This window comes from Azospirillum argentinense (assembly GCF_000632475.1).
GTDB lineage: Bacteria > Pseudomonadota > Alphaproteobacteria > Azospirillales > Azospirillaceae > Azospirillum > Azospirillum baldaniorum.
This window is the reverse complement of record NZ_CP007797.1, coordinates 339,535-352,756: the sequence shown is the minus strand read 5'-3', so window position 1 is coordinate 352,756 and position 13,222 is coordinate 339,535. Positions and strand designations below refer to the sequence as shown.

General features: G+C 70.3%; 12 protein-coding genes. 4 read left to right on the top strand and 8 right to left on the bottom strand.

From position 1 onward, the window contains the following. The first annotated feature begins 105 nt into the window (after window positions 1-105). Both ABAZ39_RS37610 and ABAZ39_RS30860 read left to right on the top strand, forming a co-directional pair. Window positions 106-639 (top strand): cold-shock protein, encoded by a 534-nt coding sequence (locus tag ABAZ39_RS37610; protein WP_051658775.1) that lies wholly within the window; start codon window positions 106-108, stop codon window positions 637-639. Window positions 640-747: 108 nt separating this feature from the next. After that, complete coding sequence (locus ABAZ39_RS30860; RefSeq protein WP_040138155.1) at window positions 748-1,410, top strand: chemotaxis protein; 663 nt, start codon at window positions 748-750, stop codon at window positions 1,408-1,410. Window positions 1,411-1,414: 4 nt separating this feature from the next. Here ABAZ39_RS30860 and ABAZ39_RS30855 read toward each other — a convergent pair whose 3' ends face one another. Further along, the gene (locus ABAZ39_RS30855) at window positions 1,415-2,467 is read right to left on the bottom strand and encodes a serine hydrolase domain-containing protein (protein WP_040138153.1); all 1,053 of its coding nucleotides are present in this window, start codon (window positions 2,465-2,467) and stop codon (window positions 1,415-1,417) included. Between the two features lie 149 nt (window positions 2,468-2,616). On the opposite strand from ABAZ39_RS30855, the gene ABAZ39_RS30850 reads away from it, so the two are divergent. After that, window positions 2,617-3,117 (top strand): hypothetical protein, encoded by a 501-nt coding sequence (locus ABAZ39_RS30850; protein WP_051658773.1) that lies wholly within the window; start codon window positions 2,617-2,619, stop codon window positions 3,115-3,117. Window positions 3,118-3,210: 93 nt separating this feature from the next. Here the strand turns inward: ABAZ39_RS30850 and ppdK are convergent, their stop codons facing one another. The 7 genes from ppdK to bioF form a co-directional block, all read right to left on the bottom strand. Continuing rightward, window positions 3,211-5,904 (bottom strand): pyruvate, phosphate dikinase, encoded by a 2,694-nt coding sequence (ppdK, locus tag ABAZ39_RS30845; protein WP_040138408.1) that lies wholly within the window; start codon window positions 5,902-5,904, stop codon window positions 3,211-3,213. Window positions 5,905-6,183: 279 nt separating this feature from the next. Next, on the bottom strand, window positions 6,184-6,891 hold the full coding sequence (locus ABAZ39_RS30840) for a DUF2270 domain-containing protein (protein ID WP_040138152.1): 708 nt from the start codon (window positions 6,889-6,891) through the stop codon (window positions 6,184-6,186). Between the two features lie 54 nt (window positions 6,892-6,945). Further along, on the bottom strand, window positions 6,946-7,938 hold the full coding sequence (gene bioB / locus ABAZ39_RS30835) for a biotin synthase BioB (protein WP_051658772.1): 993 nt from the start codon (window positions 7,936-7,938) through the stop codon (window positions 6,946-6,948). Window positions 7,939-7,963: 25 nt separating this feature from the next. Then, entirely contained in the window at window positions 7,964-9,268 is a 1,305-nt protein-coding gene (bioA, locus tag ABAZ39_RS30830) for an adenosylmethionine--8-amino-7-oxononanoate transaminase (RefSeq protein ID WP_040138151.1), read from the bottom strand. Further along, on the bottom strand, window positions 9,265-10,674 hold the full coding sequence (bioD, locus tag ABAZ39_RS30825; RefSeq protein WP_040138148.1) for a dethiobiotin synthase: 1,410 nt from the start codon (window positions 10,672-10,674) through the stop codon (window positions 9,265-9,267). Before bioD ends, bioA begins: the two co-directional genes overlap by 4 nt. Then, window positions 10,671-11,492, bottom strand: a complete 822-nt coding sequence (locus tag ABAZ39_RS30820; protein ID WP_051658771.1) for an alpha/beta fold hydrolase — start codon at window positions 11,490-11,492, stop codon at window positions 10,671-10,673. The genes bioD and ABAZ39_RS30820 overlap by 4 nt, the downstream gene beginning before the upstream one ends. Next, entirely contained in the window at window positions 11,489-12,670 is a 1,182-nt protein-coding gene (gene bioF, locus ABAZ39_RS30815) for an 8-amino-7-oxononanoate synthase (RefSeq protein ID WP_040138146.1), read from the bottom strand. Before bioF ends, ABAZ39_RS30820 begins: the two co-directional genes overlap by 4 nt. 94 nt (window positions 12,671-12,764) lie before the next feature. Here bioF and ABAZ39_RS30810 point away from each other — a divergent pair, with 94 nt between their 5' ends. Further along, window positions 12,765-13,196: a GIY-YIG nuclease family protein gene (locus ABAZ39_RS30810; protein ID WP_051658770.1), complete on the top strand. Its 432-nt coding sequence runs from the start codon at window positions 12,765-12,767 to the stop codon at window positions 13,194-13,196. Window positions 13,197-13,222 lie beyond the last annotated feature (26 nt).

Sequence of the window (13,222 nt, the reverse complement as noted above, 5' to 3'; positions counted from 1 at the left end):
GAAGAAAAAATTACGCTGGAAACCCTATTTTCTGTGTGGCTAAATTCATGTTCGGCGGACGATCCGCTTTCCACGCTTGGCGCCTTGACCGAAAGGATCGGACCCTTGCCTTCAGCCGATTCGCATCCCAGCGACGTTCTGGATGTTTCCGATCCTGGCGAAGCGGCCCCGCTCCGCGCTTCGGTGACGTGGTTCGATCCGGTCAAGGGCTTCGGCTTCGTGGCGCCGCAGGACGGGACGACCGACGCCTTCCTGCACATTTCCGTCCTGAACCGGGCCGGGCTGCACGAGATCGGCGAGGGGGCGGAGCTTCTGTGCCGGGTGGTTCCGGGTGCCAAGGGGCCGCAGGTGGCCGACATCCTGGACGTTCTGAGCACCGGCACGACCGCCGAGAGCCGCAACGCGCGCCATGACGCGGCGTCCGGCGCCGAGGAGGAACTGACGGGCACCGTGAAGTGGTTCAAGCCGGAGCAGGGCTTCGGATTCGTCATCGCGGACGACGGGGCCAAGGACGTCTTCGTCCACAAGAGCGTTCTGCGCCGCTGCAATCTGACCGGATTGGAGTCCGGACAGCGGGTGCTGCTGCGGGTGCGCGCCGCGCCGAAGGGACGGGAGGCGTCCTGGGTCGTGCTGCTGTGACGCGGTCGTGGACGCTAGAAGGTCGGCGGGGCATACGGACTTATTGTATTTTCTTTAATTGCCATTGATTACCATCGCCGAGCCTTTGTCCCTTTCAGGCTGACGGTGATGCCTCTGTCCGGATCGCTTCACTTCCAATCCTCCGCCGGATTCGACGGCCGCGGCGCGGACGGTGACGGGCCGCGCGCGGACGGCAGCTACCTGGACCGTGAGTTCGGGGCCTATGTGGTGCCGGTCGTGCTGGGCCATCACCGGATTTCCGGGCGTGACGACGACATGCTGGTGACCACGCTCGGTTCCTGCGTCGCCGCCTGCATCAACGATCCGGTGGCCCAGGTCGGCGGCATGAACCACTTCCTGCTGCCCGGCTCCCCGTCCGGCGGCGAGGGCTTCGGAGTCGCCACCCGCTACGGCAGCGTCGCGATGGAACGCCTGATCAACGACCTGCTGGCGCGCGGCGCCCGCCGCGAGCGGATGGAGGTCAAGCTGTTCGGGGCGGCCCGCGTCATCGACACCAGCCTGGACGTCGGCGCCGCCAACGCCGCCTTCGCGGTGGATTATGTGCGGCGGGAAGGGTTGGCGCTGGCCGTTCGGGATCTGGGAGGGGACAAGGGGCGGCGCGTCCATTTCTTCCCGGCCACCGGGCGGGCCTTCCGCCGTCTGCTGCGCCCCGAGGCGGAGCGGGAGACGGTGCATCAGGAGATGGATTATCTCCAGGCGCTGCGGCGCACCCCCGTCGAGGGGGAGATGGAGTTGTTCGACCGGCGCTGACGGGTCATTCCCGCAGGCTTTCCACAGCCTCCACGGTCATCCACTCCGCCTGGTCGTTGTCCTCGCCGTCGGTGAAAAGGGCCACGGTCACCGGCTCCTCTCCCGGCTTGCGGGCGGGGAAGTGATAGGCGCAGGCCGACCCGCCCGGCCCGCCGCCGGTGTGCCCCCAGTAGGGTCCGGCCTGCCCGTCGCGCTCGACCATCAGGCCGAGGCCGTAGCCCGGCTCCACCCAGGGTCGCCCGCGCATCGTTCCCGGCACCGGGAAGGACTCCTGCATGCGCGCCGCCGCAGCGCCGGGGAGCAGACCGCCCGCGAACAGCGCGTGCAGAAGATCGGCGATGTCCGCCGCCGTCGCGGCCACCACGCCATGGGCCACCCAGCCGGGATGGTAGCGGGCCGCCACATCGGCGGGCAGGCCGTCCTTCCCGCCGAGATAGGGACTGGGACCGGTCCACAGGCCGGAGAGGTCACCGCGTTCCGTCGGCACCGACCAGCCGGTCAGGGCCAGCGGGCCGAACAGCTCGCGGTCGAGGGCCTGGGCGAAGGGCAGGCCGGAGGCCCGCTCCAGCACCCGCTTCGCCAGCAGATAGCCGATGTTGGAATAGGAGAATTCCCGGCCCGGCGGGGCGAACAGGTCGCTGGCGCGGCAGTGTTCCAGGAAGCCGTCCTCGCTCCACGGCTCCTCGCCCGCCCGCACGGCGGCGTGGTAGGCGGGGCTGCCGCCGTAATTGCGCAGGCCGGCGCGGTGGGCGAGAAGCTGGGCCAGGGTGATCCGGCCGGCCGCCGCGAAGTCCGGCAGCCAGCGGTCCAGCGGAGCGTCGGGGTCGATCAGGCCCCGTTCGCACAGCCGCAGCAGCGCGGCGGCGGTCAGGGTCTTGGTGATGCTGTAGATCAGGAAGCGGGCTGTGGCCGGCGGGAGCGGCGCGCCGCTGCGGGCGAGGCCGGTGGTCCAGGAGTGCGGACCCGAACGGACCGCCACCACGGCGGCGCGGGCCGCGGCGGGGCCATCGCCTTCGTCGAGAAGCCGGGTCAATCGATCGGCGGTGTAACGATCCATGCCTCGCGGGTCCTCCGGTGAGGAATTCCCGGATAGTACGGCCATGCCGGGCGAATGGCGACGCCATAACGGCCGCACCGGGCCGTGCCGGCTTCACGCCATGGTCCGCCTGCACGTCTGCCTGTCGTTGAACCGACCAAAAGGAGCAGATGATGCTGCATCGCAAACGATTGGTTGCCGCGGCGCTGGGAGCCGCCCTGACAATGGGCATTCCTTCTTACGGATTTGCCACGGAGCTGCCAAATCTCAGCGATTTCAAGAAGGCCATGGGTGAGGATGGATGCCAGCTCATCCCGTTCGCGGATCTGCGCGGCCGATGCATTGAAGCCAACGCCGGGCTTCACGCCCAGGACGCCTGCTCGGCGCCGGCCTGTCAGGCCAATGCCGGGGTGCAGGAGAACCAGCGGCGGCGGGAAGCCTGGAACAATTGCGTCGTCCGGCGCACCGCGACGGAAAAGGCGTTTTCGGACACCCTTTCTCGTTTCGAGAGCCTGAAGAGGGTGGAACTGAGGGGGAACCAGGAGCCGAACAGGAGCTACAAGGCGGCCATGGCGGCGATCTCCGAAAAGATCGCGGCGGGACAACCCGGCCACGCCCAGGCCCTGCGGAACGCCAAGAGCACTTTGACCGCCTGCAGCGGCCGGATATGACGCGCAACGTCTGACACGCAACGGGCCGCCCCGATGAGGCGGCCCGCTCAACCCTGAAACGGCCCGCCCCGGTGAGGCGGGCCGTGGTCCGGATCAGTCGCGCTTCACCGTGTCGGCGTCGAGCGCCGCCTGGGCGGCCGCCAGACGGGCGATCGGCACGCGGTAGGGCGAGCAGGACACGTAATCCAGACCGACCTTCTCGCAGAAGGAGATGGAGGCCGGGTCGCCGCCATGCTCGCCGCAGATGCCGAGCTTGATGTTCGGACGGACCTTGCGGCCGCGCTCCGTGGCGATGGCGATCAGCTCGCCGACGCCGTCCTGGTCCAGCGTCTGGAACGGGTCGTGCTCCAGGATGCCCTGGCGCTGGTACTCCGGCAGGAAGGCGCCGGCGTCGTCGCGCGACAGGCCGAAGGTCGTCTGGGTCAGGTCGTTCGTGCCGTAGGAGAAGAACTCCGCCGTCTCGGCGATCTCACCGGCCTTCAGCGCGGCGCGCGGCAGCTCGATCATGGTGCCGACCATGTACTCGAACGTGACGCCGGTCGAGTCCATGACCTCCTTGGCGACGCGGTCGACGACCGCCTTGAGGATGTCCAGCTCCTTCTTGGTGCCGATGAGCGGGATCATGACCTCCGGCATCACCGTCTCGCCCGTGGTCTGGGAGACCTCGGCGACCGCGCTGAAGATGGCGCGGGCCTGCATCTCGTAGATCTCGGGGTAGGTGATGCCGAGGCGGCAGCCGCGATGGCCGAGCATCGGGTTGGCCTCGTGGAGCTGCACCACGCGGTGGTTCACCTTGAGCTGGTCGGTGCCGGTGGCCTTGGCGACCTCCGCCATCTCCGCCTCGGTGTTGGGCAGGAACTCGTGCAGCGGCGGGTCGAGCAGGCGGATGGTCACCGGCAGGCCCGACATGATCGTGAACAGCTCGGCGAAGTCCTTCTTCTGGAAGGGCTCCAGCTTGGCGAGCGCGGCGCGGCGGCCGGCCTCGGTCTCCGCCAGGATCATCTCGCGCACCGCCAGGATGCGGTCCGGGTCGAAGAACATGTGCTCGGTGCGCGACAGGCCGATGCCCTCCGCGCCGAACTTCCGCGCGGTGCGGGCGTCCAGCGGGGTCTCCGCGTTGGTGCGGATCTTCATGCGGCGCAGCGAGTCGGCCCAGCCCATCAGCGTGGCGAAGTCGCCCGACAGCTCCGGCTGGATCGTCGGGACTTGGCCCAGCATCACCTCGCCGGTCGAGCCGTCGATGGTGACGATGTCGCCTTCCTTGATGGTGACGCCGCGGACCGACATGATCTTGGACTTGTAGTCCACGCGCAGGTCACCGGCGCCCGACACGCAGGCGCGGCCCATGCCGCGGGCCACCACGGCGGCGTGGCTGGTCATGCCGCCGCGGGTGGTCAGGATGCCGCGGGCAGCGTGCATGCCGTGGATGTCCTCAGGCGAGGTCTCCACGCGGCAGAGAATGACCGCCTCGCCCTGGCCGGCCAGAGTCTCCGCCTCGTCGGCGGTGAAGACGACCTTGCCCGAGGCGGCACCCGGCGACGCCGGCAGGCCCTTGGCGATGACCTTGCGCTCCGCCTTCGGGTCCAGCGTCGGGTGGAGGAGCTGGTCGAGCGAGGCCGGATCGATGCGGCGCACGGCCTCCGCCTTGTCGATCAGCCCTTCCTCGGCGAGGTCGACGGCGATCTTCAGCGCCGCCGGGGCGGTGCGCTTGCCGTTGCGGGTCTGCAGCATGAACAGCTTGTTCTGCTGGACAGTGAACTCGATGTCCTGCATGTCGCGGTAGTGCTTCTCCAGCGTGAGGCGGACCTCGTTCAGCTGGTTGAAGACCTCCGGCATGACCTCTTCCATGGCGGGGAGGTCGGACTTGTTGGCCTGCTTGCCGGCGATGGTCAGGTGCTGCGGCGTGCGGATGCCGGCCACCACGTCCTCACCCTGGGCGTTGACGAGGTATTCGCCGTAGAAGGCGTTCTCGCCGGTGGACGGGTTGCGGGTGAAGGCCACGCCGGTGGCGCAGTCGTTGCCCATGTTGCCGAACACCATGCACTGCACGTTGACGGCGGTGCCCCAGTCGGCGGGGATGTCGTGCAGCTTGCGGTAGGTGATGGCGCGGGCGTTCATCCACGAGCCGAACACGGCGCCGACGGCGCCCCACAGCTGCTCCTGCACATCCTGCGGGAAGGGCTTGCCGAGCTCGTGCTCGACGGCCTTCTTGTAGTCCTCGATGACGGCCTGCCAGTCGGCGGCGCTCAGGTCGGTGTCGAGGTTGTGGTTCTTGTCGCGCTTGTGGTTGTCCAGGATCTCCTCGAAGTGGTGGTGGTCAACGTCCAGCACCACGTTCGAGTACATCTGGATGAAGCGGCGGTAGCTGTCGTAGGCGAATCGGGCGTCGCCCGAGCGCTTGGCGAGGCCGGCGGCGGTCGCGTCGTTCAGCCCGAGATTCAGCACCGTGTCCATCATGCCCGGCATGGAGGCGCGGGCGCCGGAGCGCACCGAGACCAGCAGCGGGTTGGCCGGATCGCCGAAGGTGGCGCCCATGGCCTGCTCCAGCCCCTTCACCGCGGCTTCCACCTGGGCCTTCAGCTCCGGCGGATAGTTGCGGCCGTTGGCATAGAAATAGGTGCAGACCCCAGTCGTGATGGTGAAACCCGGAGGAACCGGGAGGCCCAGATTGGCCATCTCGGCCAGATTGGCTCCCTTGCCGCCGAGCAGGTTCTTCATGTCCGCCCGGCCTTCGGTGGCATCGGCACCGAAGCAGTAAACCCACTTGTTCTCGCCCTGGCTCGCCATCGTGAAATCCTCGTTCACCTCTATGGTCGTCCGGCCGTCGGCTGTGCGGGGAACCGGTGAAGATCAGCCCGGCGAACGGGTGTCCTTCTGGTATGACCGCGCAACCGCATCCGATGGAGCCCCTTCTAGCCCCCCGCGGAAGGAGAACACAAGACGATCCGTTGCATAGCGTGAGCGCGACGGTGCTGATCCCATTTATGCCACGGCGCGCAAAAGGGGCAGGCCGGACGGAAAACTACCCCTTATACCTTGCGCGAAAAGGGAAATTTGCCATGGCTCTCACGGCCCCCGCGCCAGATCGAGCACGGCGTCGGTGGCCGGCGGGGGCGGACGTTCGCGGTCGGCGCCGCGGCGGCTGCGGAAGGTCCGGAAGGCGATGGCCATCCAGGTGCCGTGAAAGGCGAGGCCGCAGAGCAGGACGATCTCCCCCGGCACCGGCCCGATGGTCGCCCGCGCGAACAGCTCGCCCAGGCTCGACAGCGGGACCGGGTGGATCATCAGCTTGCCCAGATAGGCCACCACCTGGATCAGGAAGATCCAGCCGTAGTTCCGCCGCAGCCGACGGCCCACAGCCTCCAGGTAGGTGATGTGCAGGTTGGGGTGCTGGTAGTCCTGGAACAGCGTCTCGTTCCAGCCCCGGGCGAACTGGTCGCCCTGGCCGCGCAGGATGGGGCCGAGAAAGTACAGCTCCAGCACATGGGCGCGGATTCGCCAGAAATCGAAGAAGCGGTAGCGCCGCGCCTCGATGTAGAGGAACACGGCGACCAGAAGCCCCACCAGCACCAGCGGCAGGGGGGAGGCGGTGGCGCTGCTGAAGGTCAGCGACAGGGCGATCCCGGTGGTCACCACCGCCCAGTTGGTGGTGGCGTCCAGCCGGGTGCGCCAGACGGTGCTGCGGTAGATCTCGGCCCTGTAGAGATGCGACAGGGCCGCGACCTCGGCCGAGGTATAGTTGGTCTTGGGTGCTTTGGCGGCGATGTTGTCCATGCTCGGCGTCCTCCCCTGGCTTTTCTTGGCGCAGGGACCGGGGACGCCGGCGCGTCAGTGGGCGCCGCCGTCGGCCTCCAGCCCCAGCCGGTCGAACAGCCGCCGGTCGGCCTCATGCTCCGGGTTGCCGGTGGTCAGCAGCTTGTCCCCATAGAAGATGGAGTTCGCGCCGGCGTAGAAACAGAGCGCCTGACCCTCGTCGCTGAGCGAGCGGCGGCCCGCCGACAGACGGACGTAGGAGCGCGGCATCAGGATGCGGGCGACCGCGATGGTGCGGATGAACTCGAAGGCGTCCAGAGCGTCGACGCCGCCCAGCGGAGTGCCGGCGACCGAGACCAGCTTGTTGATCGGCACGCTCTCCGGCTGCGGCGACAGGTTCGCCAGGGTCTCCAGCAGGCCGGCGCGGTCCACCCGGCTTTCTCCCAGCCCGACGATGCCGCCGGAGCAGACCTTCAGCCCGGCGTCGCGGACGTTGGCCAGCGTGTCCAGCCGGTCGCGGTAGCTGTGGGTGGAGACGATCTGCTCGTAGAACTCCTCCGACGTGTCGAGGTTGTGGTTGTAGTAGTCGAGGCCGGCGTCCTTCAGCGCGTCGGCCTGCGGGCGGGTCAGCATGCCCAGCGTCATGCAGGCCTCCAGCCCCAGGTCCTTCACGTCGCGGACGATGTTCGCCAGCTTCTCGACGTCGCGGTCCTTCAGCTCGCGCCACGCGGCGCCCATGCAGAAGCGGCCGGCGCCCGCCTGCTTGGCCTTCTCCGCGGCGGCGCGCACCTGGGCGCGGTCGAGCAGCTTCTCCGCCCCGACGCCGGTGTCGTACTTCACGCTCTGCGCGCAGTACTTGCAGTCCTCCTGGCAGCCGCCGGTCTTGATGTTCAGCAGGGTGGAGAGCTGGACCTTGTTCGGGTCGTGGTGCTGGCGGTGCGTCTCGTGGGCGCGGTGCAGCAGCTCCATGAAGGGCAGCTCGAACAGGGCCAGGATGTCCTCGCGGGTCCAGCGCCGGGCGATGGTGGTGGAGGCGGAGTCCGCGGTCTGCATGGCGGTGTCGGGCATGATCGGTCCTCGGGGGAAAAGCGAATCAGAGAAGGGTATCGGCGGCGTCGCGGATCGCGGCGTAGGCGCGGTCCAGCTGCCCATCCGTCACGCAGTAGGGCGGCAGCAGGTATATCACGGGGCCGAGCGGGCGCAGCAGCAATCCCCGCTCCAGGAAGAAGCGCTTCAGCGTCTGCCCGACCTCGGCGGTGTAGCCTTGCGCGTCGGTCACCTCGATGGCGGCGATGGTGCCCAGCACGCGCCCGCGCGACAGCTTGGGGTGGCCGGACAGGTCGGCGATGGCGGCGCGGTGCCGCTCCTCGATGCGCGCGAGGTTGGCGGCGGTCTCCGCCGAGGTGGTCAGCTCCAGCGAGGCCAGGGCGGCGGCGCAGCCCAGCGGGTTGGCGGTGAAGCTGTGGCCGTGGGCGAAAGCCCGGTCGAAGCCGGCACCGAGGAACGCCTCGTAGATCGAAGCGCCGCAGGCGGTGACCGACAGCGGCAGGAAGCCGCCGGTCAGCCCCTTGGACAGGCAGATCAGGTCCGGTGCGACCCCGGCCTTCTGGCTGGCGAACAGGGCGCCGGTGCGGCCAAAGCCGGTCATCACCTCGTCGAAGATCACCAGGCCGCCCGCCGCCCGCACCCGCGCCGCCATGGCCCGCAGGAACTCCGGACGGCAGAAGCGCATGCCGGACGCGCCCTGGACCAGCGGTTCGATGATGACGGCGACCAGCTCCGCCCCGTTGGCGGCCAGCCAGCGGTCGAGCCAGTCCAGCGCCGCCTCCTCCTTGGCCTCGACCTTCGGGTCGCCGTCCCAGGTGGCCGGGTAGGGCATGCGGTCGACGGCGAACAGCAGCTCCTGGAACGGCGCGTAGAAGCCGGAGCCGACTCCCGCCGCCATGGCGCCGAAGGTGTCGCCGTGGTAGCTGCCCTCGAAGGCGAGGAAGCGGCGGCGCTGGCCCTCGCCCTTGTTGCGCCAGTACTGCCAGGCGAGCTTCAGCGCCACCTCCACCGCGGTCGAGCCGTTGTCGGAGTAGAAGACGCGGTCGAGGCCGCCCGGCAGCACTTCCGCCAGCCGGGCGGCGAGGCGGGCGGCGGGGCTGTGGGTGAAGTCGGCGAAGATCACCTGCTCCAGCCGGTGCGCCTGCTCCGCGATGGCCCCGGCGATGGCCGGGTGGGCGTGGCCGTGCAGGTTCACCCACCAGGAGGAGATGAGGTCGAGGATTTCCCGCCCGTCCTCGGTGAACAGGCTGACTCCCTTGCCGTGAGTGACGGCCAGCGGCTCCGGCGCGGTCTGCGCCTGGGTGAAGGGGTGCCAGACGTGGCGGTGGTCGAGGACGATGGTGTCGGTCATGGAAACACGCTGTCGAAGGACGGAATGAGGGCCGCCGCTTCGGCGACGGTTTCGGCGTCGAGGCGGGGCAGGGTGGGGATTTCGGCCAGCACGCGGACCTTGCCGAACCGCTCGATGGCGGCGCGGTTGCCGGGGTTGGGCGGGCCGTTCAGCACCACCCCGGCCACCGCCAGCCCGCGCGCCCGCAGCGCCTCCAGGCTGAGCAGCGTGTGGTTGATGGTGCCGAGCGTGCTGCGCGCCACCAGCACCACTGGCAGGCCGAAGCGGGCGATCAGGTCGATGATGAAGACGTCCTCCGTCACCGGCACCATCAGCCCGCCGGCCCCCTCCACCACCAGCGGACGGTCGGTGTCGAGCAAGGACAGCGCGTCGGGGTCGATGGCGACTCCCTCCAGCTCCGCCGCGGCGTGGGGGGACAGCGGCTCGGCCAGGGCGTAGGCCGGGGGGTGGACGCGCTCCACGGGCAGGGCGGCGAGGGCGGTGACCGTGGGGGTGTCGCCGGCTTCGTCCTTCAGGCCGGTTTGCAAGGGCTTCCAATAGGCGGCGTCCCAGGCCCGCGCGAGCACGGCGGAGACCAGCGTCTTGCCGACGCCGGTGTCGGTGCCGGTGACGAACACCCCGCGGGGCTGGGCGCCGTCCTTGCGGAACAGGCCGTAGGCGATGTGATGGGTCATGGTCAGTCCTTCCGGCCGTTCCAGCCGGCGCAGCACGCGGCGCAGGGCGCCCGGAGGCAGGGGGCGGCGGCCCTCCGCCGGCAGATGGGCGCCGATGCCCTTCAGTTCGGCCAGGAACTCCAGCCCGTCGGCGTGACGGCGGAGCAGCCGCTCCTCCTCCACCGATCCGCTGCCCCCGGCGGGCCACAGCCGATCGAGGGTGTGGCGGGTGGGGTAGGTGGGAATCCCGGCCTCAAGCCCCAGCGCGTGGTGGGCCTCCCGCCACTCCCGGAAGCTGTCGGTGGCGAGCGTGGCGACGGCGATTCGTCCGTCCGGCGCCAGCAGCCCCGCCCAGCGCGCCAGGGCGGCAGCGGGGTCGCGGAACCATTGAAGGGCGAGGCTGGAGACGATGAGGTCGAAGGGACCGTCGAGGTCCGGCTGTTCCCCGTCCACGATCCGGAACGCGGAATCGGTCGGGTCGCCCAGCGCGGCGCGGCAGCGCGCCAGCATGTCCGGCGACAGGTCGGTGAGCAGCCAGTCGGCCGGGCCGATCCGCTCGCGCAGGGCGCAGCTGAGGAAGCCGGTGCCGCAGCCGATCTCCAGCACGCGGGGGCGGGGCGGCAAGGGCAGGCGGGCGACGCGCTCCGCCAGACGCTCCGCCGCGATGCGCTGCACGGCGGCGTGTTCCTCGTAGCGGGGGGCGGCCTTGCCGAAGGCGGCGGCGATGGCGGCCTTGCGCGGGTCGGCGGTCATGCCATCAGTCCGGCGGCGAAGGCAGCGATCCGCTCCGCGCACCAGCCCGGCGCGGTCAGCGGCAGCAGATGCCCGCCTTCGGGGTGCCACTCGACCGAAATCTGACCGCATCCACCATCCCCTCTCCCCTCTGGGGAGAGGGTTAGGGTGAGGGGGTTGCGCAATGCCTGATCGTCCGGTTCCCGAGAATTGCGCAATGCCTGATCGTCCGGTTCCCCGAGAACCCCCTCACCCGGCGCCTTCGGCGCCCCCCTCTCCCCGGAGGGGCGAGGGACAGAGTGGTCGCGAAACGCCTGTTCGGTCATGGCCGGGGGGACGATGGGGTCCTGCCCGCCCGCCAGAGCCAGCACCGGGCCGGTGAGCGCAGCGCGGGCGTCCCAGTCGCGCAGCGCCCGCAGCGCCTCGCCCAGCCGGGCCGCATCCAGGCCCTCAGGCGGTGGGACCTCGCAGCCGCAGCGGCGCAGAAAGTCGGCGGTCACCGCCTCCGGCGCGGTGTGGTAGCGGGCGATCATGCGGTCCAGCAGCCGGCGCGGCGTGGCGGGGGTGAAGCCGTCGCCCTCGGTGAAGCGGGGGAAGCCGTTGACCAGCACCAGCCCGTCCCAGGCGAAGGGCCGCTCGTGCAGCAGCCACAGCCCCCCGAAGGAATGGCCGACCGCGATGACGCGGCGCCCGCGGGGAAGTGCGGGAATCGATGGCGGGCCGTAGAAGCCCAGATCAATCGCCACGCTCTTGCCCTCCGGAAGGGCGGCCCGCACACCGTCCCAGATGGTGGGGCCGAAGCCCCAGCCATGGACGAGGACGAACAGCGGCGCGTTCATCGCGGGCTCCAGGCGTCGGCCACCGCGCTCATCAACGTCTCCAGGTCGGCGTCCGTGTGGGCGGCGGACAGGGCGAAGCGCAGGCGGCTGGTGCCCGGCGGCACGGTCGGCGGGCGGATGGCGATGCCCAGGATGCCGCGCTCCTCCAGCCGCCGGCTGAGCGCCAGCGCGTTCTCCTCCGCGCCGGTGATGGCCGGGACGATCTGCGTACTCGACCCCGCCGTGGCGATGCCCAGCCCGTGGAAGGCGGCGCGCAGCCGTTCGGCCATGGCCTGGAGCCGGGCACGCTCCGCGTCCAGCGTCGGCACGAGGTCGAGCGCCGCGTCCATCGCCCCCAGCACGGCGGGCGGCAGGGCGGTGGCGTAGATCAGCCCGCCGCAGCGGTTCACCAGATAGTCGCAGAGCGCTCTCGACCCCGCCACATAGGCGCCGAAGCCGCCCAGCGCCTTGCTGAAGGTGCCCATGGCAAGGTCCACGCGCCCGCCGCCCAGCGCCGCCAGCCCCATCCCGCGCGGGCCGAGCACGCCGGTCGCGTGCGCCTCGTCGAGGTACAGGAAGGCGCCGTGCCGCTCCGCCAGCGCGGCCAGCGCCGGCACGTCGGCGCGGTCGCCGTCCATGCTGAAGACGCTTTCCGTGACGATGAAGCGCGTGCCCGGCTCGCCCGCGCGCTGGGCCAGCAGGGTTTCCAGATGGTCGAGGTCGTTGTGGCGGAAGCGGATCTGCCGCACCCCGGCGGCGGCGCAGCCATGGTGCAGGCTGGCGTGGTTCAGCCGGTCGGTGAAGGCCAGGGCCTCCGCGCCCAGAAGTTCGCGGTCGAACAGGGCGGGCAGGACGGCGGCGTTGGCCTGCCAGCCGGAATTGAACAGAAGCGCGGCCTCCGTGCCCTTCAGCCGGGCGAGCTTCGCCTCAACCTCCGCGTGAAGCTCCAGCGTGCCGCAGACGAGGCGCGACGCCGTCGCCCCGGCACCCCAGCGCCGCGCCCAGTCGCCGGCGCGCTCCACCAGCAGGGGGTGGGACGCCAAGCCGAGATAGTCGTTGCTGGAGAAGTTCAGCAGCGTCCGCCCGCCGCGCCGGATGCGCCCCGCCCCCTCCAGGCGCACGGGCAGCAGGGTGCGGCGCGTGTGGCGCCGGTCGAGGCGGTCGAGATGCTGGCGGAACAGCGGGTCGAGCAGGGACATGATGCGGGCGTGATAGCAGAGCGCGCCGCTGGGGCGAAAGGTCCGATTAACAACCGGTGCTCCGGCGCCTCGACGGCGGTAGACTGGCGTGGCCATGCCGCCCGATCCGCAATTCCACGACCGTCCCGACACCCTGCCGCCCGAGCCCGGCGCCTATGTGCTGCTGATCGCGCTGGAATGCGAACTCCCGCTTCGCCTGCCCGGCAAGCCGGAGCGTGTACTGACACCGGGCCGTTATCTTTATTGCGGCAGCGCGCGGGGGCCGGGCGGGCTGCGGGCACGGGTCGGGCGCCATTTCCGCCATGGCAAGCCGGAGCGCTGGCACATCGACCGGCTGACCGCGGCGGGCCGGATGCTCGGCGCCTGGATCGTTCCCGGTGGCAACGAATGCGCCCTGGTCGCGGCGCTGTCCGGCCTGCCGGTGCCGGTTCCCGGCTTCGGCAGCAGCGATTGCCGCCGCTGCGCCAGCCATCTGCTGCATTGGCCGGACGGGGCGCCAATTCCGCTGCGCAATGCGCCGTTTTGAGGCTCCGGACGGGCTCTGGCGCGGGA